Raw genomic sequence first — 23,300 nt, 5'->3', positions numbered from 1 at the left:
CCCACGGCGTCGACAACGTACGGTTGACGCATGACGAGCATCGGTGGTGCGGAGATGGTCGACTGGAACCTCGCGGTGGCGACCGCGACCCGACTGGTGAGGCCGGGCCCCGACGTGAGCCGGGAGGAGGCGCGCGCCGTCGTGGCCGAACTCCGGCGGCACGCCAAGGCCGCGGAGGAGCACGTCCGGGCCTTCACCCGGATGATCCCCGACGGGCACGAACCGCAGGACACCCCGGTCCTCGTCGTCGACCGGGCCGGCTGGGTCAGGGCGAACGTCGCCGGATTCAGGGAGCTCCTGCGGCCGCTGCTCGACAAGATGCAGGACCGCAGGGGACAGGGCCCCGGCAACGCCGTGCTCGGCGCGGTCGGCGGCAAGGTGACCGGCGTCGAGGTCGGCATGCTGTTGTCCTTCCTCGCCTCACGGGTACTCGGCCAGTACGAGACATTCGCCCCGCCCTCCCGCGAACTTCCCGCCGGCACCGGCGGTGGGCGGCTGCTGCTCGTCGCCCCGAACATCGTGCACGTCGAGCGGGAACTCGAAGTCGACCCGCACGACTTCCGGCTCTGGGTCTGCCTGCACGAGGAGACCCACCGCACCCAGTTCACGGCCGTGCCCTGGCTGCGCGACCACCTGGAGGGCGAGATCCAGTCGTTCCTCGGCGAGACCGAGGTGGACCCGATGACGGTCCTGGAGCGGCTGCGCGAGGCCGCCCAGTCGCTGGCCGGCGGCCGCCCCGAGGGCGAGGCGGGCGAGGACGGCGGCCGCAGCCTCGTCGAGATCGTCCAGACGCCGGCCCAGCGCGAGATCCTGGGCCGGCTGACGGCCGTCATGTCGCTCCTCGAAGGCCACGCGGACTTCGTCATGGACGGCGTGGGCCCCGACGTGGTGCCGTCGGTCGCCGAGATCCGCGAGAAGTTCCAGCAGCGCAGGGCCCGCGGTGCCAGCCGGCTCGACCTCGCGCTGCGCAAACTGCTCGGCCTGGACGCCAAGCTCCGCCAGTACCGGGACGGCGAGCGTTTCGTGCGAGCTGTGGTGGAGGAGGCCGGTATGGACGGCTTCAACCGGGTCTGGACCTCTCCGAACACGCTCCCCACCAAGGCGGAGATCGCCAAACCGGCGGACTGGGTCGCGCGGGTGCACCGCAAGGCGGACTCGTAGCCCGGGCGCGGCCGGACTGCCGGAGAATGCATCAGGGGGCCCTGGGGCGCCCCCAAAGGGGCTCAGCATCACCCATCCGAGGGACCGTGCGCCCCCGGTAGGCGTGCAATGCTCGGAGAACGGCCCGGCTCTGTCACCATCGACGCACTCTGAGTGACTGGCTTCATTCTCCCGAGGCACCCCAACTTCACCGAAGGGCACCGGACATGGGTCCCCATCCTGCGGTCGCAGCGATACGCCTGGCGGTCCGCCGCGTACTCCACGACGTACTCAACGACATCCCCGCACGCACCCTCAGCACCGCGGGCATCACCGGCCCCGCCACCACCGGCACCACCGGCGCACCGGCTGCATCCGGCACGTACGAGCCGTCGCCGTCGGCGCCGCTCGTGCTCGTCGCCTGTTCCGGCGGCGCCGACTCCATGGCGCTCGCCTCCGCCCTCGCCTTCGAGGCGCCCAAGCTCGGCGTCCGGGCCGGCGGCGTCACCGTCGACCACGGACTCCAGGAAGGCTCGCCGGCCCGCGCCGCGGAGGTCGCGAGCCGACTCGCCGCGCTGCGCCTGGACCCCGTCGAGACCGTCGCGGTGACCGTCGGACGCGGCGGCGGCCCCGAAGCGGCCGCCCGCGACGCCCGGTACGCCGCGCTGGACGCCGCCGCCGAGCGCCACGGCGCCGCGGCCGTACTCCTCGGCCACACCCGCGACGACCAGGCGGAGACGGTCCTGCTCGGCCTCGCCCGCGGCTCCGGCATCCGCTCGCTGTCCGGCATGGCCGCCGTGACCGGCGCGGGGCGCTACCGCAGGCCTTTCCTGCACATCGACCGGCAGACGGCCCGCAAGGCGTGCATGGAGCAGTCGCTGCCCGTCTGGGACGACCCGCACAACACCGACCCCGCCTACACCCGCTCGCGGCTGCGTCACGAAGGCCTTCCGGCCCTGGAGAAGGCGCTCGGCAAAGGAGTCGTCGAGGCGCTGGCCAGGACGGCCCAGCTCTCCCGAGACGACGCCGACGCTCTCGACGACTGGGCCGCCGAGGCGGACGCGTCCGTACGCGACGACTCCGGGCAGCTGGAGTGCGCCAAGCTCTACGCCCTGCCTCCGGCCGTACGCCGCCGCGTCCTGCGCCGGGCGGCCATCAAGGCGGGCTCGCCGGCCGGGTCCCTCTTCGCGCGGCACGTCGAGGAGGTCGACCGGCTGATCACCGGCTGGCGCGGGCAAGGTGTCATCAACCTCCCCGGCCGGGTGGAGGCGCGGCGGCAGGGTGGCAGACTGGTCATCCGGCAGGGCTGACGCGCTGAAGCACTACGAAAGTGACCCCGGTGGACGAGAAGGACATGGGCACCGACCTCAAGTCGGTGCTCATCACCAAGGAAGAAATCGACGCCAAGCTGGCCGAGCTGGCCGGGCAGATCGATGCGGAGTACGCGGGCAAGGACCTGCTCATCGTCGGCGTCCTCAAGGGCGCGGTGATGGTCATGGCGGACCTGGCGCGTGCCCTGTCCACCCCCGTCACGATGGACTGGATGGCGGTCTCGTCCTACGGCGCCGGCACCCAGTCCTCCGGCGTGGTCCGCATCCTCAAGGACCTCGACACCGACATCAAGGGCAAGCACGTCCTGATCGTCGAGGACATCATCGACTCGGGCCTGACTCTCTCCTGGCTGCTGTCCAACCTCGGATCGCGTGAGCCCGCGTCCCTGAAGGTCTGCACGCTGCTGCGCAAGCCGGACGCGGCGAAGGTCAAGCTCGACGTGCGGTGGGTCGGCTTCGACATTCCCAATGAGTTCGTCGTGGGATACGGCCTTGATTACGCCGAGAAGTACCGGAATCTGCCCTTCGTCGGCACCCTCGCGCCGCACGTCTACGGCGGCTGAGACCGGCACGGGCGTTCGCCGGGAACCTCCGCCCGCTGCCCGCCGTTGGAGCAGGGGAAGGCAGGTTCGCCGGTCGTCCCCTGCGGTCACGGGTGACAATGCTGGGGTACCGTCCGAAGAACAGTCTTTTTAAACAGCAGCATTTACCTACGGGCAGGAGGGACGGGGCGATATCCGCCCCGTATGGATGGACGTGAAGCGATACTTCCGTGGGCCGGTCATGTGGATCGTGCTGGCCGTCCTCGCCGTGGTCGTGCTGATGCAGGTTGTCGGCTCGTCCGGCGGCTACAAGACGGTGGACACCGCCGAGGTCGTCCAGTCGATCGACAAGAACCAGGTCAAGCAGGCCAAGCTGACGACCGGTGACGAACAAGTCATCAAGGTTGAGCTGAAGGACGGCCAGAAGGTCAAGGACAGCAGCAAAATCCAGGCGAGCTACATCGGCGACCAGGGCGTCGCGCTCGCCAACAAGCTGCAGTCGAAGTTCGACAGCGGGGACATCGACAAGGGCTACACGGTCTCCCCCACCAAGCAGAACGCCTTCGTCGGGATTCTGCTCTCCCTGCTTCCCTTCGTCCTGATCGTGGTCGTCTTCCTGTTCCTGATGAATCAGATGCAGGGCGGCGGCTCCCGGGTCATGCAGTTCGGGAAGTCCAAGGCCAAGCTGATCACCAAGGACACCCCGAAAACGACGTTCACCGATGTGGCGGGGGCCGACGAGGCGGTCGAGGAGCTCCACGAGATCAAGGAGTTCCTCCAGGAGCCGGCGAAGTTCCAGGCCGTCGGCGCCAAGATCCCCAAGGGTGTGCTGCTGTACGGCCCGCCCGGTACGGGAAAGACGCTGCTCGCCCGTGCTGTCGCGGGTGAGGCCGGTGTCCCGTTCTACTCGATCTCCGGTTCTGACTTCGTCGAGATGTTCGTCGGTGTCGGTGCCTCGCGGGTCCGTGATCTCTTCGAGCAGGCCAAGGCGAACGCCCCGGCGATCGTCTTCGTCGACGAGATCGACGCAGTCGGCCGCCACCGCGGCGCCGGCATGGGCGGCGGTCACGACGAGCGCGAGCAGACCCTCAACCAGCTGCTCGTCGAGATGGACGGCTTCGACGTGAAGGGCGGCGTCATCCTGATCGCCGCCACCAACCGGCCGGACATCCTCGACCCGGCGCTGCTGCGCCCGGGCCGGTTCGACCGGCAGATCGCCGTCGACCGCCCGGACCTGCTGGGCCGCCTCGAAATCCTCAAGGTGCACGCCAAGGGCAAGCCGGTCACGCCGGAGGTCGACCTGCGGGCCGTCGCCCGTCGTACGCCGGGCTTCACCGGTGCCGACCTGGCGAACGTACTGAACGAGGCGGCGCTGCTGACCGCTCGCAGCGACAAGAAGCTGGTCGACAACCACTCCTTGGACGAGGCGATTGACCGTGTCGTGGCCGGACCGCAGAAGCGGACCCGGATCATGAGCGAGAAGGAAAAGAAGATCACCGCGTACCACGAGGGCGGACACGCCCTGGTCGCGGCGGCCTCCCCGAACAGCGACCCGGTGCACAAGGTCACCATCCTGTCCCGCGGGCGTGCCCTCGGTTACACGATGGTGCTCCCGGACGAGGACAAGTACTCGACCACGCGCAACGAGATGCTGGACCAGCTCGCCTACATGATGGGCGGCCGTGCGGCCGAGGAACTGGTGTTCCACGACCCGACCACGGGCGCCTCGAACGACATCGAAAAGGCCACCACCACGGCCCGCGCGATGGTCACGCAGTACGGCATGACCGAGCGTCTCGGCGCGATCAAGTTCGGCCAGGACGGCGCCGAGCCGTTCCTCGGCCGTGACATGGGTCACCAGCGCGACTACTCGGAAGAGGTCGCCGCGCTCGTCGACGAAGAGGTCAAGAAGCTCATCGAGACCGCGCACAACGAGGCGTGGGAGATCCTCGTCGAGAACCGTGACGTCCTCGACAACCTGGTTCTGGCCCTCCTGGAGAGGGAGACACTGAACAAGGAGGAGATCGCCGAGATCTTCAGCCCGATCGTGAAGCGCCCGGCCCGCCCCGCATGGACCGGTTCTTCCCGCCGCACGCCGTCCACGCGGCCGCCGGTGCTCTCGCCGAAGGAGCTGTCTCTCACCAATGGCGCCACCACCGCCATCGGTGCGACTCCCACGGTGACGGCCGGTCCGCTGGACAAGCCGGCCACCGAGGCGATCCCCGAGGAGCGCCCCGAGAGCTGAACACCGGGGCCCACGGGGCCCGGAATGGATGCCGCGTCCCCCAGGTTTAATCTGGGGGACGCGGCGTTTTTTCGTACGCCCGCGCGTCTGCGCACGTGAAGCACAGGAACGAGGCACTGATGACCGACCCGGTGACGCTGGACGGCGAGGGCTCCATCGGCGAGTTCGACGAGAAGCGAGCCGAGAACGCCATACGCGAGCTCCTCATCGCGGTCGGCGAGGATCCGGACCGGGAGGGGCTGCGGGAGACGCCGGGACGGGTGGCCCGGGCGTACCAGGAAATATTCTCCGGTCTGCGACAGCAGCCCGAGGACGTGCTGACGACGACGTTCGACCTGGGGCACGACGAGATGGTCCTGGTGAAGGACATCGAAGTGTTCAGTACCTGTGAACACCACCTGGTTCCGTTCCGCGGAGTGGCGCACGTCGGGTACATCCCCGCCACCAGTGGCAAGATCACGGGGCTGTCCAAGCTGGCGCGTCTCGTCGACGTGTTCGCCCGCCGCCCGCAGGTGCAGGAACGGCTCACCACGCAGGTCGCCGAATCTCTGATGGAGATCCTGGAGCCGCGCGGGGTGATCGTGGTCATCGAGTGCGAGCACATGTGCATGTCGATGCGCGGTATCCGCAAGCCCGGCGCCAAGACGATCACATCGGCGGTGCGAGGCCAGCTGAGGGACTCGGCGACACGCAACGAGGCGATGACCCTGATCATGTCTCGCTGAGCCGGCTGAGCTGTGCTGGCTGCGCTGAGCTGAGCACAGCTGATCCGGCAGGGGTCAGGCCGCGGGGGCGGCGCCGGTGTCCTCGTCGTCGGGGAGCTTGCAGACCCGTTCCAGGAAGATCGCCGCCGCGACCACCGCCGCGCCCGCCAGGACGGCCAGGCCCGCGTAGATGGCCTGGTCCCGGCGGGTGGGGATGTCGAGGCTGTTCATCAGCAAGTAGACGCCCACCCCGCCGTACATCCCGCAGACCAGCGACGCGACCAGCGCACTGGCCTGGCCGAAGACCACCGCGCGGGCCGCCATCAGCGGCTCGACACCCTTCGCGCCGGGCCGGCGCTCGCGCTGGGCGCGCAGCCGGGCCCGGATCGACAGGGCGGTCGCCAGGAGTACGGCAGCGATCGCCGCCAGTACCACGGGGGCCGCCAGCGGCACGCTCGGCAGGGTGTCGACCGTGTTCCAGAGCCGGGCGGCGCCCCAGGACAGGACTCCCGCCACGGCGAAGAGACCGGCCAGTACCCCGAGCCGCAGTTGCTTCACCGAGAGCGCCCCTCACATCCGGTCACGTGGATTCGTCACATCCATGTCCACATCCGTGCCACATCCATGTGTGACGGTCCGCCAGCCTAACGACTACTCCGGCAGCCGGAGTTCCAGGTCGGGGCGCGGCAGTACGCCGTCGGCGCCGACCCCGTCCAGTAGGCCCGCCACCGGGCCGCGGCCGGGCAGCTGCGCCTCCGGGTCCACGTCGCGCCACGGGGCGAGCACGAAGGCCCGCTCGTGGGCGCGCGGGTGGGGGAGGGTGAGCAGCGGATCGTCGGACACCACGTCGGCGTACGCCACGATGTCCACGTCGATGGTGCGCGGGCCCCAGCGCTCCTCGCGTACCCGGTCGAAGGCCTCTTCGATGGCCTGGCCGCGCTCCAGCAGAGAGGACGGCGGCAGCGTGGTCTTCACCACGACGACCGCGTTGAAGTACGACGGCTGGGAGGCGGGGTCGACGCCCCAGGGCTCCGTTTCGTACACCGGGGAGACGGACTTGACCCGCAGGCCGGGGGTGTCTTCCAGTGCGTCGATGGCGCCCTGGATGGTCTCCAGGCGGTTGCCCAGGTTGGAGCCCAGCGAGATCACGGCGCGTTTCGGATTGGACAGAGTGAAGTCCGCGGCGTCCACCTGTTCCACCACGGAGGCGGGCACCGGCTGCACGGTCGGGTCGCTCTGTGTCGGGTTCATACGCGGCTCCGGGTGATGGTGATGGTCACGTCGTCGAAGGGCACGGTGATCGGGGCGTCCGGTTTGTGGACGCAGACCTCGACCTCCTTCACGCCGTCGTGCTTGAGGCACTGCTGGGCGATGCGCTCGGCGAGTGTCTCGATCAGGTCGACCGGGTCGCCCTGGACCACGTCCACGACCTCCTCCGCCACGACGCCGTAGTGCACGGTCTTCGCCAGGTCGTCGTCAGCCGCGGCGGGGCGGGTGTCGAGGCCGAGAACCAGGTCCACGATGAAGGTCTGGCCTTCCTCACGCTCCCTGGGGAAGACCCCGTGGTGCCCACGGGCCTTGAGGCCGCGCAGCGCGACACGATCCACGCGAATCACTCCTGCTGTCGTAGAGAGAACAAGGGCCACTGCCCTGTGCGGTCGGCATGTCACCCTCACCCGAATCTACCTGCGGGCACCGACATCGCGTGCCCACGGGGCCCCTGGACGAAAGCCCACGGGGCTGGTAGCCGCCCATACCCAAGCCTTCCGGACCCGAACCTTCCACGGGCCCTTACCCACTCAGGCGGGTGTCTCGTCGTCCTCGTCGTCACCGGATTCGGTCAGCACGGGGGACCCGTGGTGCGACCACAGTTTCCAGCCGTCCTCGGTGCGCCGGAACACGTTGGTGGCCACGATCAGCTGCCCGACCAGCGGCCCCAGCTCGCCGGCCTCCTCGGCAGGGCCGCCGCTGAGGGTGTTCTCCGTGCAGACGACGAGGGCGGTGTCACCGAGGACCGTGACCTTCACATCCGTGAGGAAGAACTGGATGTACTCGGTGTTCGCCATGATCACGGCGTACGAGCGGAGCACTTCCCCGCGCCCCGACAGGACCGGCCATCCGGGGTGGACGCAGGAGATCTCGTCGTCCAGCCAGAGGGACGACAGCTGTTCGAAATCGCCGCGCTCCACGGTCTCGTAGAACGCGGTGTTGGCCAGTTCGACCTGTTCGGCGTCGGTGCGCGCGGCGCTCACAGGGCTCCTTCGACGGCTCTGGCGACGCGGACGGCGTCGGCGGTGGCCCGTACCTCGTGGACGCGCACCGCCCAGGCGCCTTCGTGGGCGGCGATGGCGGAGACGGCCGCGGTGGCGGCGTCCCGCTCGCGGGCGGGCGGCGGCGTGGCGCCCTCGCCGGCCGACGCGGCGAGAACGTGGCCGAGGAACCGCTTGCGGGAGGCGGCCACCAGAAGGGGGCGGCCGAGGGAGTGCAGTGCGTCGAGACGGGCCACCAGTGCCAGGTCGTGGGCCGCCTGTTTGGCGAAGCCGAGGCCGGGGTCGATGATGATCCGCTCGGGTGCGACGCCGCCCGCGACGACGGCGTCCATCCGGTCGCGCAGCTCGCGGACGACCTCCCCGACCACATCGGCGTAGACCGCGCGGCTGTTCATCTGCTCGCTGAAGCCCCGCCAGTGCATGACCACGAAAGGTGCTCCGACAGCTGCCACGGCGGCGATCATGCGGGGGTCTGCGAGGCCGCCGCTGACGTCGTTTACCAGGGCCGCGCCGGCCGCGACGGCCTGCTCGGCGACGGCGGCCCGCATGGTGTCCACGGAGACGGTGACGCCCTCGGAGGCGAGGCCGCGCACCACGGGAATCACCCGCCTCAGCTCCTCGTCGGCGTCGACGCGGGAGGCGCCGGGGCGGGTGGACTCGCCTCCGACGTCGATCAGGTCGGCCCCTTCCGCGGCCAACTCCAGGCCGCGCTTGACGGCCGCGGTCGTGTCGAACCAGCGACCCCCGTCGGAGAAGGAGTCGGGTGTCACATTGACGACCCCCATCACCGCACAGCGGTCCCAGTCCGGCAGACCCTCGATCCGGCCACGCGCACGCAACGTACTCATGCGCCCAGCCTAGGCGTCAGGCGCTGCCGCACCGACCGCTGAACGCGCGGCCGAGCAGTTCGTAGAGAGTGGCGCGGTCGTGCTCGCTGAGGGCGTCGAGTGCGTCGTGGGTCGCGTGCATACGGGCCCGGATGGTGTCGATGATCTCCTCGCCGCCGGTGGTGAGCACGACGTTCTTGACGCGGCGGTCGGTGGCGCTGACTTCGCGGCGTACCAGAGCGCGCTTCTCCAGCCGGTCGACGATCCCCGTGATGTTGGACGCGTCGCAGGCCAGGGTGGTGGCGAGGGCGCGCATCGGGGTGGGGGAGGCGCGCAGTACGCCGAGGGTCTTGGCCTGGCTGGCGGTGAGGCCGGCCTCGGCGGCGGCGAGGGTGAAGTCGCCGTAGTAGCTGCTGAAGGAATCGGCGAGCCGCTCCAGGAGCTGAGTGGTGGTGGGGGGTGTCCCGACGGTCTCTGCCATACGATCAGCTTATCGCGTAAAGCTTGACTATCTCAAACATTGAGGTCTACGGTCCATTTATTGGTTGAGATCGCCACGTAGTTGAGATCGCCACGTGTTGAGATCGCCACGTACCGCTGTCGCCTCCCTCAGGAGTAACACCATGAAGGCCATCACCTACCGCAGCTACGGCAGCCCCGACGACCTCGCGTACGGCGACGTGCCGCAGCCCAAGCTCGGCCCCGACGGCGTCCTGGTCCGGGTCAGGGCGGCGGCCGTCAATCCCGTCGACTGGAAGATCCAGGCCGGCTACCTCGACTCCGTGCTCGACGCGGTCTTCCCCGTCGTCCCCGGCTGGGACGTCGCCGGCGTCGTCGAGAAGGTGGGCCCCAGCGTGAGCGAGTTCGCACCGGGCGACGAGGTCATCGGGTACGTACGGGAGGACTTCGTCTCGCGCGGCACCTTCGCCGAGTACGTCGCCGCGCCGGTGCGCACCCTGGCGCGCAAGCCGGCCAACCTGACGTTCGAGCAGGCCGCGGGGTTGCCGCTGGCCGGTCTCACCGCGTATCAGGCACTCGTCGGCCCCCTGAAGATCACCGACGGTGAGACGCTGCTGGTGCACGCGGCGGCCGGCGGTGTCGGCCTGTTCGCGGTGCAGATCGCGCGCGCCTTCGGTGTGCGGGTCATCGGCACGGCGAGCGAGCGCAACCACCCGTCCCTGGAGGCGCTGGGCGCCACACCCCTGACGTACGGCGAGGGCCTGGCCGACCGCGTCCGGGCGCTGGCCCCCGACGGTGTCGACGCCGTGCTCGACCTCGTCGGCGGCGACGCGCTCCAGATCTCGCCCGCGCTGCTCGCCCCCGGCGGCCGGCTGGCCTCCATCGCGGACCCGGCGGTCGCCGAGCTCGGCGGCAGCTACCTCTTCGTGCGCCCCGACACGGCCGACCTGACGGCGCTCACCGAGCTGGCCGAGCGCGGCGCGCTGTCCGTCGAGGTGGCGGCGGTCTTCCCGCTGGAGAAGGCCGCCGACGCGATGCGGCTCAGCATGGAGGGCCACACCCGCGGCAAGATCGCGATCAGCGTCGGCTGATCCGCCGGACGCTATGCGACCGAGCGGTCGGCCTCGCCCATCCGTAGCCGCGCGGGGTGCGCGCAGGGACGCGGCTGCGCGGGCCTCGCCCGGCGGGTGAAGGGGCGGGGCAACACGGCCGTGACGAACCCCTCGGCCCGCATCGCGGCGAGGCCGATGCGCGGCAGGTCGCGGGAGGTGCGGAAGACCACGAAGCGGGGCTCCCAGCGGGGCTGGAACTTGGCGTTGAACTTGTACAACGACTCGATCTGGAACCAGCGCGAGGCGAAGACCAGCAGCCCCCGCCAGAGCCTGAGCACCGGTCCGGCGCCGATCTTCTCGCCGCGCGCCAGCGCGGAGCGGAACATCGCGAAGTTGAGCGAGACCCGGTCCACACCCAGCCGGGGTGCGGCCTGGAGCGCGGCGACGATCAGCAGCTCGTTCATGCCGGGATCGGCAAGACGGTCGCGGCGCATCAGGTCCAGGGACATGCCGTCGCCGCCCCAGGGGACGAAGTGGAGTACAGCCTTCAGATCGCCGTACGCCCCCTCCTGCGCATCCGCCTTGTGGGCCGTGGCGATCACGCAGTCCTCGTCGCCGGGCGCGCCGATGCGGCCGAGCGCCATGGAGAAACCGCGCTCGGTGTCGGTGCCGCGCCAGTCCGCGGCGGCCCGCCGGATGCGCTCCAGTTCGCCTTCGCTCAGGTCACGGACGCGGCGTACGCGGGTTTCGTAACCGCCCCGCTCGATGCGCCCAACCATCTGGCGCACGTTGCGCATCGCCCGCCCGGCGAGGGTGAAATCCGGCACGTGCACCACCGCTTCGTCGCCGAGCTCCAGTGCGTCGAGGCCCGTCTCGCGGGTCCACACTTCGCCGCCGGTCTCGCTGCACCCCATCACCGCGGGGGTCCACGAGTGGGCCTTGGCCTCGTCCATGAAGCGCTCTATGGCGCCGGGCCAGGCCTCCACATCGCCGATGGGATCGCCGCTGGCGAGCATCACCCCGGACACGACGCGGTAGGTGACGGCAGCCTTGCCGCTGGGCGAGAACACGACGGCCTTGTCGCCGCGCAGCGCGAAGTGGCCGAGCGAGTCGCGGCCGCCGTGCCGGGACAGCAGCTCGCGCAGCCGTCGGTCGTCGTCGCGGGTGAGGCGGGCGGTGGGGTGCTCGGGGCGCAGGGCCAGGTAGATGGTGGTGACGGCGGTGAGCAGGCCGAGGGCGCCCAGCGAGTAGCCGACGGTCCAGGAGACCCGGCCGGCGTAGGCGACAGGGCCCTCGAAGCCGAACAGCCCGTACAGGACGTGCTCCAGACGCTCGGCGACGCTCGGGTCGCCGACGACCCGCCCCGGGTGCGAGCTGACGATGACTAGACCGAGCCCCAGGGACCCGGCGCCGAGCAGTATGAAGTTCGCGAGCGCCGTCCAGCGGCTGCGCGGGTCGGGCAGGGCCGCGAACTGGTCGCGGTGGCGCAGCAGCAGGGCGAGCAGCGCCACCGAGATCAGCACGCCGACGATCGAGTTGCGGTAGGTGAACTGCGCCACGGCGCCCGCGGGGAGCAGGACGACGGCGGCGCGCCAGGCCCGGCGTTTGTGGCGCTTGAGGCCGTGCGCCAGGAGCAGCAGCAGGGCGCCCGCGCTGATGGCGAGCGCGGCGGCGAACGGGCCGAGCGCGCCGGGAAGTACCTCGGCGATTGCGTGCATCCGGCTGTGCCGGAAGCGCGGGAAGACGCCGGCGGCGATGTCGAGCAGCCCGACGAGAGCGCAGGCGGTGCCGACCAGGGAGGGCACGGCCTCGGGGCGCAGCCCTCTCAGCAGCCTCGGTGTCCGGTGGGTCCCGCGTATTGCCGTCATACGGCTCTTGTGCCCCGTTGTGCGGCTCATCCGCTCCGTCGTCCGTTCCGTCAATCCGGTCAGTCCCGGCCGTTCCGTCAGTCCCGGCCGTCCGGTCAGTCCCGGCCGTCCCGTCGCTCTCGGTGTGCCGGCCGGAACCGGCCCGGAATCATTCCCATCTAGCCTGTTGGACATCGCTTCCCGTGGCTCCGCGAGAGACGAGCTCTCCGAGGCCTGGCAGCCGGACGATTTGCTCTCTTAAGGACGGCGCATCAGGGGGGCCGGTTCACTCCCTCCCCGGATATTCTCCGGCCGTACACGTAGAAGGCGCTCACGTCATCATGGGTCTCACCAGCAATACGGTTCTGGCGCTCGCCGTCATTGTTGCAGTGGCGCTGTTCGTCGCCACGGTTGTGCTCTGGGCGCGCCTGGCCGGCCGCGGGCTGCGCGCCGTGCTGGGCCGCGTCGGCCTGCTCCTCGCCACGCAGCTGCTGATCTTCGCATCGGTGGGGCTCGCTGCCAACAAGTCCTTCCTGTTCTACGGGTCCTGGTCCGACCTGTTCGGTCAGGAGACGGAACCGGGTGTGGTCGTGGACCACTCGGCGCCCGCCAGGGACCTCGAGGTCGTCGACAAGCAGGGGGTCGACGTCGACGGCGGCACCGAGCCGGTGGTGGGGGGCCAGATACACAAGGTCGTCGTCCGGGGTGAGCGCTCGAAGATTCAGAGCAAGGCGTACGTCTACCTGCCGCCCGAGTACTTCCAGCCGAGGTACGCCGACAGGAGGTTTCCGGTGGCCCTGGTCCTCACCGGATATCCGGGCACCGCCGAGAACCTGCTCAAGGGGCTGCGCTATCCGAGGACGGCGCACAAGCAGGTGGCCGCGGGAAAGATGCGGCCGATGATCCTGGTCATGATGCGGCCGAGCGTCGCGCCGCCGCGGGACACCGAATGCGTGGACGTTCCCGGTGGACCGCAGACCGAGACGTTCTTCGCCAAGGACCTCCCGAAGGCGGTGGCGCGGTCCTACCGGGTGGGTACGAAGGCCCGTAACTGGGGACTGGTCGGCAACTCCACCGGCGGGTACTGCGCCCTGAAGTTCGCCCTCCACCACCCGAAGGCCTTCAGTGCGGGGGCGGGTCTCTCGGCGTACTACAAGGCAGCCGAGGACGCGACGACCGGCGACCTCTTCCACGGCGACCGGCATGAACGCAACCGGGCCGACCTGTTGTGGAGCCTGGACCACATGAGGCCGGCCGCCGGGGTGGCGAAAGGCCCGAAAACGTCGTTTCTGGTGACCAGTTCCCGGGAAGGCGAGGGCAACCTCCAGGACACCCTTAAGTTCATCGACAAGGTGCGGCCGCCGGCCCGGGTCTCCTCGATCACGCTCGACACCGGCGGCCACAACTACGGCACCTGGCGGCGCGAGATACCGGCCACCCTGCAGTGGATCAGCGGTCGGCTCACGGCGAACTGACGGATTCCACTTCCACTTCGGTACGGGACACGGCCTGCGCGTCCGCGTCGATGGACCGGCGCAGCGCCTCGTGCAGCAGGGCCGGGGTGAGGACTCCGAGGAAGCGTCCGGCGCTGTCCTTGTCGATGACCGCGATCCAGCCCGCGTCGTGCTGGAGCATCGTGGCGAAGGCCTGCTTGAGGGAGGCGCCGACGGGCAGCCAGGCCTCCATGCGGCGGGCGTGCTCGCGTACCGTTCCGTTCGCGCCGGTGACCTGGTCGGCGGAGATCCAGCCGTGCAGATCGTCTTCTCTGTCCAGGACGACGGCCCAACGGGCTCCGCCCGCCGCCAGTTCCGCGGCTGCCTTCTTGACCGGGTCGTCGAGGTGGACGACCGGCGGCTGCTCCAGGTCCCCGGGCTCGATGGGGGTGACGGAGAGGCGCTTGAGGCCCCGGTCGGCGCCGACGAAGTCCGCGACGTAGGGGGTGGCGGGGGCGCCGAGCACGGCGGTGGGGGCATCGAACTGCTCGATCGTGCCCTGCCCGTAGACGGCGATGCGGTCGCCGAGCCGGACGGCTTCCTCGATGTCATGGGTGACGAACAGCACGGTCTTGCGCACCTGGGACTGGAGTCGCAGGAACTCGTTCTGCAGATGTTCACGGACCACCGGGTCGACCGCGCCGAACGGTTCGTCCATCAGCAGGACGGGCGGGTCCGCGGCCAGCGCCCTGGCCACGCCGACGCGTTGGCGCTGGCCGCCGGAGAGCTGCTCGGGGTAGCGCTCGCCGTATACGGACGGGTCGAGACCGACCAGGTCCAGCAGCTCGGCGGCACGGGCGCGGGCGGTGGCGCGCTTGACGCCGAGGAGGTGGGGGACGGTCGCGGTGTTGTCCAGGACCGTCTTGTGCGGGAAGAGGCCGACCTGCTGGATGACGTAGCCGATACGGCGGCGGAGCTGGACCGGGTCGATGGTCGATATGTCCTCGCCGTTGAGGAATATCCGGCCGCTGGTCGGTTCGATCAGCCGGTTCACCATTTTCATGGTCGTGGTCTTTCCGCAGCCGGACGGCCCGACCAGCGTGACCAGTTCGCCCTCGGCGACTTCGAAGGAGAGGTCGTCGACGGCGGTGGTGCCGTCGGCGTACCGCTTGGTGACGTGCTCGAAACGGATCATGATTCCCCATCGTGGCCGGTGCCGTAGGAAGGCCATGTTGCTGGAATGTGGCGGGCTTGGGTGATTGTCAGTGGCCGAGGATAGGGTCGTGAGACATAAGTTCGGGGCGTGGGGGGAGGTGGGCGGCATGAGCGGCCAGAGCTGTCTGACGGCGAATGACTGGATCTGCGGGGAGTACGTCCGCTCCCGCGGCCAGGAGTTGACCGACGCGACCCTGCAGCATGTGTGGATCACCGTGGTGTCCGTGCTGCTCGGGCTGCTGATCGCCTTCCCGCTGGCGGTCCTCGCGAGGGGGCGGGACGGGGGGCGGGCCAGGTTCGCCGGGCCGGTCCTCGGGCTGACCACCGTGCTCTACACCATCCCTTCACTGGCGATGTTCTCCCTGCTGCTGCCGGTCTTCGGTCTCTCCGCCGCCGTGGTGGTCACGGGCCTCGTGCTCTACTCCCTGACCGTTCTCGTGCGCAATATCCTCGCGGGGCTCGAAGCGGTGCCCGCCGAGGCCCGGGAAGCCGCGGTGGGTATGGGGTACGGACGCGGCCGGCTGCTGTGGGAGGTCGAACTGCCACTGGCGCTGCCCGCCCTGCTGGCCGGGGTGCGGATCGCCACGGTGTCGACGGTCGCCCTGACGACGGTCGGCGCGATCGTGGGGTACGGCGGCCTGGGGACCCTGATCGTCGACGGCCTCGACTCCCTCTTCAAGGCGCAGGTGCTCACCGCCTCGGTGATCTGCGTGCTGCTCGCCGTCGTGGCTGACCTGCTGCTGCTGGGTGTGCAGCGGTTGCTGACTCCGTGGACGCGGGCGGCGGCCGGCCCGGGCGCCGCCCGAATACGTACCCGCCGTGCGGCGGCCCGTTCCGGCCGTACGGCCCGTATCGCGAAGGTCGGTTGATCCATGGGAGCGATCGCGGATGCCTTCACGTGGCTTGCGACCGGCGCCAACTGGCAGGGCGACAGCGGCGTCTGGAACCGGCTCGGGGAGCACCTGTACTTCAGCGGCGTGTGTCTGCTGCTGTCGTGCCTGATCGCGCTGCCGCTCGCGCTCTGGCTGGGCCACCTCGGCAGGGGAGGGGCGCTCGCGGTCAACATCTCGAACGCCGGCCGTGCGATTCCCACCCTCGCGGTGCTGATCCTGCTGACACTCACCCCGCTGGGCAGGCAGGGTGACCTCCCGACGATCATCGCGCTGGTGCTGTTCGCCGTGCCGCCGCTGCTGACCAACGCGTACATCGGTATGCGTGAGGTGGACCGGGCGGTGGTGGAGGCGGCGCGCGGGATGGGGATGTCCGGGTGGCAGCTGTTCGTGCGGGTCGAACTGCCCCTCGCGTACCCGATGGTCATGGCCGGGCTCAGGTCGGCGGCCGTGCAGGTCGTCGCCACGGCCACGCTCGCCGCGATGGCGGGGGAGGGCGGCCTCGGCCGGATCATCACCGCCGGCTTCAACACGTACAACACGCCGCAGGTGGTGGCGGGCGCGCTGCTCGTCGCTGTTCTGGCGCTGCTGGTGGAGGGGGCGCTGGTGGCGGCGAACCGGCTGCTCGACCCGATGCGGCGGCGCGGTGCGACGCACAAGACCGCCTGACCATCTCCCTATTCTTTTTGCCTCTTTCCTCTTCCTCTTCTGGATGGTGAACCTCATGAGCAGGACCTTGCGCACCGCCGGTGCGGCAGTGACCGTGATCGCACTGGCCGGCGCCCTCGCCGCGTGCGGCGGTGAAAGCCTGGAGAAGGACAAGTCGGGCGGTCAGGACCAGAGCAAGGGCGGTGACAAGAAGGCCTCGCTGGTGGTCGGTTCGGCCGGATTCACCGAGTCGAAGGTGCTGGCCGAGCTGTATGTGCAGCTCCTCGACGACGCGGGATACGGCACCTCCGTCAAGACGGTGGAGAACCGCGAACTGTACGAACCCGCCCTGGAGAAGGGCGAGATAGACGTCGTACCGGAATACGCCGCGACACTTGCCGAATTCCTCAACGCCAAGGCGAACGGTCCCACGGCCCCCGAGAAGAACCCGGTCGCTTCCAGCGATGTGAACGCCACCTTCACGGCGCTTCAGGAACTCGCGGAGCCGCGCGGGCTCAAGCCGCTGCCGGCCGGCGAGGCAGTCGACCAGAACGCGTTCGCGGTGAGCAAGGAATACGCCGAGAAGAACAACCTCAAGTCCCTCTCCGACCTCGGCAGGTCGAAGCTCAAGGTGAAGATCGCCGCGGGCGACGAGTGCGAGGTCCGGCCCTTCTGCGCCCCGGGCCTGAAGAAGAAGTACGGGATCGACGTCACAGGGATCGACCCCAAGGGCGTGGGGACGCCGCAGTCCAAGCAGGCGGTCAAGGACGGCGACGACCAGCTGGTGCTGACGACGACCACGGACGCGACGCTGGAGAGCTTCGGGCTCGTACTCCTGGAGGACGACAAGAAGCTCCAGAACGCCGACAACGTACTGCCGGTGGTCAATGCGAAGGACGCGGGAGATCCGGGGGTCGAGGAGGCTCTCGGCAAGCTCACCAAGGTGCTGACGACCGATGATCTGGTCGAGCTGAATCGCAAGATCGACTCGGAGCGGGTGAAGCCGGCTGAGGCCGCGAAGGAGTATCTGGAGTCGAAGGGGCTGCTCAAGAAGTAGCCAGGGCGACGAATTGGGTAACCGCCCGGGAACAGATTGCCCGGGCGGCTCCCCATCCGCCGCCTACGCACGGTAAATTTCAGGCCATGCCACGTGGACGCCATCGCCATTCGCCACCCCTGCACAGGCTCCTGCCGCCTTCCGCGGTCGCCGGCGCGTCACTTCTCTGCGCCGCCGGTGCCTGGTTGTTCGCCGAACCGATGGTGCTGCGCGGCCTGGTCGCCGCGGCTGCGGCGGCAGCGGTCACCGGCGCGGTGCTCATGCGCGGGTGGGACCGTTCGGCGGGCCGCAGAGTCGCCGAGCTGACGCGGGCGCGGGCGGGCGACGAGTGGAAGGCCGAGGAGCGCATAGCCGACCTGGAGTCCGACCTCGACGAGTCGCGCGAGCTACGGGCCAAGCTGGACGCGAAGCTGCGCGGCAAGCGGGTCGAACTGGCCGCGCTGCGCGGCGAGCACGCGGCCCTGCTGCGACGGTACGCGACCGCGGAGACCGAGCGGGCCAGCGCGCTGGAGGGCCGGCGGCTGTTGGCCATCAAGGCGTCGGCGTCCGCGAAGGCGCTGCCGGCGGCGGGCAGTACGCCCACGCCGTCCGCGTATCTGCGGGCGGCCATGGCGCTGGACAAGCTGACGCGCAATGCGGCGCAGCAGGAATCGCGCAGAGCGCGGCAGGTACAAGGGCAGCCACAGCCAAAGCCGCAGGGGCAGGCGCAGGGGCAGGGGCAGGCGCGGGGGGCGGAGGAGCCGGAGGGGAATCACGAGGCGGCCGCCGGAGCTGAAGCCGAATCTTCGCGGGATTCGTCCCCGGAGCACGTGCGCCCGTCGTCCGCCCTCGTCCCGCGTCCCCTCGCGGCCGCCTCCGCGGTCGTTCCCTACGCCGCCGCCGCCCGCGGCCGGCGGGCCTCTCGTGCCGAGGGGGGCTTCGACTTCTTCGGCACCCAGAAGGCGGCCGCCGCGGCGATGGAAGCCGTCCAGGACGAGGATCTGGCGGACGTGGTCGGGCAGGAGGCGCTTGCGGCCGCATGGCTGGTCGACGCGCCGGCATCATCCCGGGCGGTGGGCCAGGTCATCGACCTGACGGTCCACGACGAGACGGAGCAGCTGAACGTTGTGGAGCTGCGCAGCGCGATCTCGTAGTACGGGCGCGTGCGCCCTGCGGGCGTGCCCTCAAGAGCCGGACGGGCTTGCGGACCCGCCCGCGCGGACCAGCCCGGATTCGTACGCCAGGACCACGACCTGGACGCGGTCGCGCAGATCGAGCTTGGTCAGGATGCGTCCCACGTGCGTCTTGACCGTGGCCTCCGACAGCACCAGCCGCGCGGCGATCTCACCGTTCGACAGCCCCTGCGCCACGAGCAGCATCACCTCCCGCTCGCGCTCCGTCAGCCGCGCCACCGCCGTGTCCACGGCTCGCGTCTCCTTGCCCGTGTTCGGCAGCATCGGCGCGAAGCGGTCGAGCAGCCGCCGGGTCGTCGAGGGCGCCACGACCGCGTCGCCGCTGTGCACCGAGCGGATGGCCGCCAGCAGCTCGGCGGGCGGCACGTCCTTCAGCATGAAGCCGCCGGCCCCGGCCTTCAGCCCGGAGAAGGCGTACTCGTCCAGGTCGAAGGTGGTCAGGATGATCACCTTCGGCGCGTCCGGGGCCGCGCAGATGCGCCGCGTCGCCTCGACGCCGTCCAGCTTCGGCATCCTTACGTCCATCAGGACGACGTCCACGGCGGTCGAGCGCAGGACCTCGATCGCCTCCACCCCGTCGCCGGCCTCCGCGACGACGTCCATGTCCGGCTGGGCGGCCAGGACCATCCGGAAGCCGGTGCGCAGCAGTGCCTGGTCGTCTACGAGCATCACGCGGATGGACATGGAGTGGGGAGACCTTTCGTCTGTGTCGTGCGGTGTGTGGTGCGGTGTGTGACGCCGTACGTACTGGGCCGCTGGGTCAGTGGGCCGGTTTGAGGGGCAGCAGTGCGCTGATCCGGAAGCCGCCGCCGGGCCGCGGCCCCGCGTCCAGCGTCCCGCCGACCATACCGACGCGCTCGCGCATGCCGATGAGTCCGTGCCCCCGCCCGTCCGCCCCGCCGTCCTCGTACAACTCGTGCGCCGCGCCCCGGCCGTCGTCCTCGACCAGCAGCCCGAGCCCGTCGTCGAAGTAGACGAGCCGCACGCTGGCGCCCGCCTCGGGGCCGCCGTGCTTGCGCGTGTTGGTGAGGGCTTCCTGCACGATGCGGTACGCCGTGAGCTCCACCCCGCTGGGCAGCGGCCGCGCGGTGCCCTCGACCTTGAAGTCGACCGTCAGCCCGGCGGTCCGCACCTGCTCGACGAGATCCTCGATCTGCTCGACGTCGGGCTGCGGCACGTACTCGCCGCTCTCCTGGTGCTCACCGGTCCGCAGGACGCCGAGAAGGCGCCGCATCTCGGCGAGCGCCTGGCGCCCGGTCGTGGAGATCGTCTCCAGCGCCTGCTTGGCCTGGTCGGGCGAGGCGTCCATGACGTACGCGGCGCCGTCCGCCTGCACCACCATCACGGAGACGTTGTGCGCGACGACGTCGTGCAGCTCGCGGGCGATACGGGCCCGTTCGGCGGCGACCGCCACCTTCGACTGCGCCTCGCGCTCCTTCTCCAGCCGCGCGGCCCGCTCCTCCAGCTCGGCGAAGTACGCACGGCGGGTGCGCATCGAGTCGCCGAGGACCCATGCCAGTGCGAACGGCAGGGTGAGGATGACGGCGAAGAAGATCGCGGTGAGGACCGAGCTGTTGGGCTCGTTGGGCCAGCGCAGTTGCGCGAGTGTGGCCGCGCTCAGGCCGCCGAACAGGGCGACCCGGGAAATCCAGCGGGGGCCGTCGCTGGCCGCGATCGTGTAGATGATGACGAGCATGGCCCAGTCGGCCGGGTTGAGCTCCACGTCGAACGCGAGTTGGGCGAGCCCCATCAGGATGGCCAGCAGCAGCATTTTCTGAGCACTCCGGCGGCGCAGCGCCACCACGAGGCACAGCAGCGTGACGACCGGGACGGCGGCGATGCGCGGCACAGTCCCCATCGGCGCCTGGACGACCCACAGCATGGAGAACCCGAAGAGCAGCACAGCCCAGAAGCTGTCGACGCTCGTCGGGTGCCTGCGGATGAAGTCGTAGAGGCGTTGCACGTAACCCAGAGTAGGGAAACCGAATAGGCGCAGGGGTCAACCGGAGGGGCGATCCGGTGGGCCGGAGCCTACTCCCCAAGGTGGAGACTTGGTGCCGTGACGGATGAGTGGCAGGGGTGGCAGGAGGCGACTGAGCAGGCGCTGTACGGCGCCGATGGCTTCTACGTACGTCCCGGCGGGCCCGGCCCCCGGGGCCATTTCCGCACGTCAGTGCATGCGTCGGCCCTGTTCGCCGGGGCAGTCGCCCGCCTGCTCGCAGAGGTGGACGAGTCGCTCGGTCGGCCGCGGGCCCTGGCGCTGGTCGACGTCGGAGCGGGGCGGGGTGAGCTGCTGACGGCGGTACTGGCGGCCCTCGCGGCGCGGGATCCGGAGCGGGCGGCGCGCGTGCGGGCGTACGCCGTGGAACGCGCGCCCCGCCCGGCGGGACTGGACCACCGCATCGAGTGGTTTAGCGAGCCCCCGCCCCGGGTCACGGGGCTGCTGTTCGCCAACGAGTGGCTGGACAACGTGCCGCTGGACATCGCAGAGACGGACGCGGACGGCGTCGCCCGGTACGTCCTGGTACGGCGCCGGGACGGCGAGGAGCGCCTCGGCGACCCGGTGACCGGCGCGGACGCACAGTGGCTCGCGCGCTGGTGGCCGCTGTCCGGCGAGCCGGGGCTGCGGGCGGAGATCGGCCACCCGCGCGACGCGGCGTGGGCGGCGGCGGTGGGGACGCTGGACGCGGGGCTGGCGGTGGCCGTCGACTACGCGCATGCGTGGGCGGCGCGGCCGCCGTTCGGCACGCTGACGGGGTTCCGGGCGGGCCGGGAGGTACGCCCGGTCCCGGACGGCACCTGCGACCTCACCTCGCACGTCGCGCTGGACGCGTGCGCGTTGCAGGGCGCGGAGCTGCTGACGCAGCGCGAGGCCCTGCACCGCCTTGGCGTGGCGTCGGCCCGGCCCCCGCTGTCGCAGGCCACGGCGGATCCGTCGGCGTACGTACGCGCGCTGGCGGCGGCGGGTGAGGCGGCGGAGCTGACGTCACGGGGCGGCCTGGGCGACTTCACCTGGCTGACGCAACCCGCGCGACGGTGACCTGGCGCGACCGTGACCTGGCAGGCTCCGCCGCCCGCCGGGCTCCGCTCGGCGGGCCGGAGCCGGGCGGGACTGTGCCCCACCCGCGCCACCACCCCACCGCACCCCCGGTGGATACTGGCCCCATGACGCAGACCACGGTCGGAATCGGCGGCGCGGCCGAGAGCACCGACATGGTGCTCAACATCGGCCCCCAGCACCCCTCCACCCACGGCGTCCTCCGCCTCAGGCTCGTGCTCGACGGTGAGCGCATCCAGCACGCCGAGCCCGTCATCGGCTACATGCACCGGGGTGCGGAAAAGCTCTTCGAGGCCCGCGACTACCGCCAGATCGTGATGCTCGCCAACCGCCACGACTGGCTCTCCGCCTTCTCCAACGAGCTCGGCGTCGTCATGGCCGTCGAGCGCATGCTCGGCATGGAGGTCCCGGAGCGTGCCGTGTGGACCCGTACGCTCCTCGCCGAGCTGAACCGGGTGCTCAACCACCTGATGTTCCTCGGCTCCTACCCCCTCGAACTCGGCGGGATCACTCCGGTCTTCTACGCGTTCCGTGAGCGCGAGGAGCTGCAGACCGTCATGGAGGAAGTCTCCGGCGGCCGCATGCACTACATGTTCAACCGCGTCGGCGGCCTCAAGGAGGACCTCCCGGCCGGCTGGCTCGGCCGGGCCCGCGACGCCGTGGCGTCGGTCCGCTCCCGGATGGACGTGTACGACGACCTGGTCATCGGCAACGAGATCTTCCGCGGCCGCACCCGCGACGTGGGCGTGCTGTCTCCCGAGGCCGTGCACGCGTACGGCGTGAGCGGCCCCATCGCCCGCGCCTCCGGTGTCGACTTCGACCTGCGGCGCGACGAGCCGTACCTCGCCTACGGAGAGCTCCAGGACACCCTCAAGGTCGCCACCAGGACCGAGGGCGACTGCCTGGCCCGCTTCGAGATCCTCCTCGACCAGACACACAACGCGCTGGACCTGGCGGACGCGTGCCTGGACCGGATGGCCGGCCTGGCCCCCGGCCCGATCAACCAGCGCCTGCCGAAGGTGCTGAAGGCCCCGGAGGGCCACACGTACGCCTGGACCGAGAACCCCCTCGGGATCAACGGCTACTACCTCGTCTCGAAGGGCGAGAAGACGCCGTACCGCCTCAAGCTGCGCTCCGCGTCGTTCAACAACATCCAGGCGCTCACCGAACTGCTGCCCGGCACGCTGGTCGCCGACATGGTCGCGATCCTCGGCTCGCTCTTCTTCGTCGTCGGCGACATCGACAAGTAACGGCCTGGTGCGCGATAGGGGCCGGGCCCGCGACGCCGGCTACGGCACCTCGCCGCGTTGGCGAAACTCCCTGATAGCTCCGCTATGAGGACGCTCCGCCGCCTTGCGATGCACCGCATCCGACGCCGCGGGCCGATCCGCCCCCTATCGCGCACCAGGC

At 70.4% G+C, this 23,300-nt stretch carries 23 protein-coding genes; 13 read left to right on the top strand and 10 right to left on the bottom strand.

Going from position 1 to position 23,300, the window contains the following annotated elements; translation table 11 throughout:
• The first annotated feature begins 30 nt into the window (after window positions 1-30).
• From ACU6WZ_RS12035 to folE, 5 genes are all read left to right on the top strand, one after another.
• Window positions 31-1,161, top strand: coding sequence for an Rv3626c family coenzyme F420 biosynthesis-associated protein (locus ACU6WZ_RS12035; RefSeq protein WP_447033259.1), 1,131 nt, complete (start codon window positions 31-33; stop codon window positions 1,159-1,161).
• A gap of 206 nt (window positions 1,162-1,367) precedes the next feature.
• Window positions 1,368-2,450 carry a tRNA lysidine(34) synthetase TilS gene (tilS, locus tag ACU6WZ_RS12030; protein ID WP_447033257.1) on the top strand — a complete coding sequence of 361 codons (1,083 nt, stop codon included), beginning with the start codon at window positions 1,368-1,370 and terminating at the stop codon, window positions 2,448-2,450.
• Window positions 2,451-2,494: 44 nt separating this feature from the next.
• Entirely contained in the window at window positions 2,495-3,034 is a 540-nt protein-coding gene (gene hpt, locus ACU6WZ_RS12025; RefSeq protein ID WP_447034001.1) for a hypoxanthine phosphoribosyltransferase, read from the top strand.
• 187 nt (window positions 3,035-3,221) lie between these two features.
• The gene (gene ftsH / locus ACU6WZ_RS12020; RefSeq protein ID WP_447033255.1) at window positions 3,222-5,258 is read left to right on the top strand and encodes an ATP-dependent zinc metalloprotease FtsH; all 2,037 of its coding nucleotides are present in this window, start codon (window positions 3,222-3,224) and stop codon (window positions 5,256-5,258) included.
• Window positions 5,259-5,377: 119 nt separating this feature from the next.
• The gene (gene folE, locus ACU6WZ_RS12015) at window positions 5,378-5,983 is read left to right on the top strand and encodes a GTP cyclohydrolase I FolE (RefSeq protein WP_447033254.1); all 606 of its coding nucleotides are present in this window, start codon (window positions 5,378-5,380) and stop codon (window positions 5,981-5,983) included.
• Window positions 5,984-6,037: 54 nt separating this feature from the next.
• On the opposite strand, the gene ACU6WZ_RS12010 is transcribed toward folE, so the two are convergent.
• The 6 genes from ACU6WZ_RS12010 to ACU6WZ_RS11985 all read right to left on the bottom strand — a co-directional run bounded on the left by ACU6WZ_RS12010 (window position 6,038) and on the right by ACU6WZ_RS11985 (window position 9,540).
• Complete coding sequence (locus ACU6WZ_RS12010) at window positions 6,038-6,520, bottom strand: DUF3180 domain-containing protein (protein ID WP_447033253.1); 483 nt, start codon at window positions 6,518-6,520, stop codon at window positions 6,038-6,040.
• 93 nt (window positions 6,521-6,613) lie between these two features.
• Complete coding sequence (gene folK / locus ACU6WZ_RS12005; RefSeq protein ID WP_447033251.1) at window positions 6,614-7,213, bottom strand: 2-amino-4-hydroxy-6-hydroxymethyldihydropteridine diphosphokinase; 600 nt, start codon at window positions 7,211-7,213, stop codon at window positions 6,614-6,616.
• Entirely contained in the window at window positions 7,210-7,569 is a 360-nt protein-coding gene (gene folB, locus ACU6WZ_RS12000) for a dihydroneopterin aldolase (protein ID WP_447033249.1), read from the bottom strand. Before folB ends, folK begins: the two co-directional genes overlap by 4 nt.
• Window positions 7,570-7,761: 192 nt before the next feature.
• A complete protein-coding gene (locus ACU6WZ_RS11995) occupies window positions 7,762-8,214 on the bottom strand; it encodes a nuclear transport factor 2 family protein (RefSeq protein ID WP_447033248.1) in 453 nt (150 codons plus the stop codon).
• Complete coding sequence (folP, locus tag ACU6WZ_RS11990) at window positions 8,211-9,080, bottom strand: dihydropteroate synthase (protein WP_447033247.1); 870 nt, start codon at window positions 9,078-9,080, stop codon at window positions 8,211-8,213. Before folP ends, ACU6WZ_RS11995 begins: the two co-directional genes overlap by 4 nt.
• A gap of 16 nt (window positions 9,081-9,096) precedes the next feature.
• Window positions 9,097-9,540 (bottom strand): MarR family winged helix-turn-helix transcriptional regulator, encoded by a 444-nt coding sequence (locus ACU6WZ_RS11985; protein WP_447033246.1) that lies wholly within the window; start codon window positions 9,538-9,540, stop codon window positions 9,097-9,099.
• 142 nt (window positions 9,541-9,682) lie between these two features.
• Between ACU6WZ_RS11985 and ACU6WZ_RS11980 the strand changes: the two genes are divergently transcribed.
• Window positions 9,683-10,609 carry an NADP-dependent oxidoreductase gene (locus ACU6WZ_RS11980; protein WP_447033245.1) on the top strand — a complete coding sequence of 309 codons (927 nt, stop codon included), beginning with the start codon at window positions 9,683-9,685 and terminating at the stop codon, window positions 10,607-10,609.
• 11 nt (window positions 10,610-10,620) lie between these two features.
• Here ACU6WZ_RS11980 and ACU6WZ_RS11975 read toward each other — a convergent pair whose 3' ends face one another.
• A complete protein-coding gene (locus tag ACU6WZ_RS11975) occupies window positions 10,621-12,438 on the bottom strand; it encodes a phosphatidylglycerol lysyltransferase domain-containing protein (protein ID WP_447033244.1) in 1,818 nt (605 codons plus the stop codon).
• A gap of 320 nt (window positions 12,439-12,758) precedes the next feature.
• Between ACU6WZ_RS11975 and ACU6WZ_RS11970 the strand changes: the two genes are divergently transcribed.
• Window positions 12,759-13,892 (top strand): alpha/beta hydrolase, encoded by a 1,134-nt coding sequence (locus tag ACU6WZ_RS11970; RefSeq protein ID WP_447033243.1) that lies wholly within the window; start codon window positions 12,759-12,761, stop codon window positions 13,890-13,892.
• On the opposite strand, the gene ACU6WZ_RS11965 is transcribed toward ACU6WZ_RS11970, so the two are convergent.
• Window positions 13,879-15,045, bottom strand: a complete 1,167-nt coding sequence (locus ACU6WZ_RS11965; RefSeq protein WP_447033242.1) for an ABC transporter ATP-binding protein — start codon at window positions 15,043-15,045, stop codon at window positions 13,879-13,881. The genes ACU6WZ_RS11970 and ACU6WZ_RS11965 overlap by 14 nt on opposite strands.
• A 127-nt stretch (window positions 15,046-15,172) precedes the next feature.
• On the opposite strand from ACU6WZ_RS11965, the gene ACU6WZ_RS11960 reads away from it, so the two are divergent.
• From ACU6WZ_RS11960 to ACU6WZ_RS11945, 4 genes are all read left to right on the top strand, one after another.
• Complete coding sequence (locus ACU6WZ_RS11960; RefSeq protein ID WP_447034000.1) at window positions 15,173-15,934, top strand: ABC transporter permease; 762 nt, start codon at window positions 15,173-15,175, stop codon at window positions 15,932-15,934.
• A gap of 3 nt (window positions 15,935-15,937) precedes the next feature.
• Entirely contained in the window at window positions 15,938-16,624 is a 687-nt protein-coding gene (locus ACU6WZ_RS11955; protein ID WP_447033241.1) for an ABC transporter permease, read from the top strand.
• Between the two features lie 55 nt (window positions 16,625-16,679).
• Window positions 16,680-17,660: an ABC transporter substrate-binding protein gene (locus ACU6WZ_RS11950; protein WP_447033239.1), complete on the top strand. Its 981-nt coding sequence runs from the start codon at window positions 16,680-16,682 to the stop codon at window positions 17,658-17,660.
• Between the two features lie 86 nt (window positions 17,661-17,746).
• Complete coding sequence (locus tag ACU6WZ_RS11945) at window positions 17,747-18,793, top strand: hypothetical protein (RefSeq protein ID WP_447033237.1); 1,047 nt, start codon at window positions 17,747-17,749, stop codon at window positions 18,791-18,793.
• Between the two features lie 30 nt (window positions 18,794-18,823).
• Here the strand turns inward: ACU6WZ_RS11945 and ACU6WZ_RS11940 are convergent, their stop codons facing one another.
• Complete coding sequence (locus ACU6WZ_RS11940; protein WP_447033236.1) at window positions 18,824-19,516, bottom strand: response regulator; 693 nt, start codon at window positions 19,514-19,516, stop codon at window positions 18,824-18,826.
• 76 nt (window positions 19,517-19,592) lie between these two features.
• Window positions 19,593-20,795 carry a sensor histidine kinase gene (locus ACU6WZ_RS11935; RefSeq protein ID WP_447033234.1) on the bottom strand — a complete coding sequence of 401 codons (1,203 nt, stop codon included), beginning with the start codon at window positions 20,793-20,795 and terminating at the stop codon, window positions 19,593-19,595.
• Window positions 20,796-20,891: 96 nt separating this feature from the next.
• Here ACU6WZ_RS11935 and ACU6WZ_RS11930 point away from each other — a divergent pair, with 96 nt between their 5' ends.
• Window positions 20,892-21,872, top strand: a complete 981-nt coding sequence (locus ACU6WZ_RS11930) for an SAM-dependent methyltransferase (protein WP_447033233.1) — start codon at window positions 20,892-20,894, stop codon at window positions 21,870-21,872.
• Between the two features lie 125 nt (window positions 21,873-21,997).
• A complete protein-coding gene (locus ACU6WZ_RS11925; RefSeq protein WP_447033231.1) occupies window positions 21,998-23,140 on the top strand; it encodes an NADH-quinone oxidoreductase subunit D in 1,143 nt (380 codons plus the stop codon).
• Window positions 23,141-23,300: the final 160 nt, after the last annotated feature.

The organism is Streptomyces hypolithicus, assembly GCF_052934925.1.
Note: the sequence above shows the minus strand (reverse complement) of the source record. Positions and strands in the feature narration are given on the sequence as shown.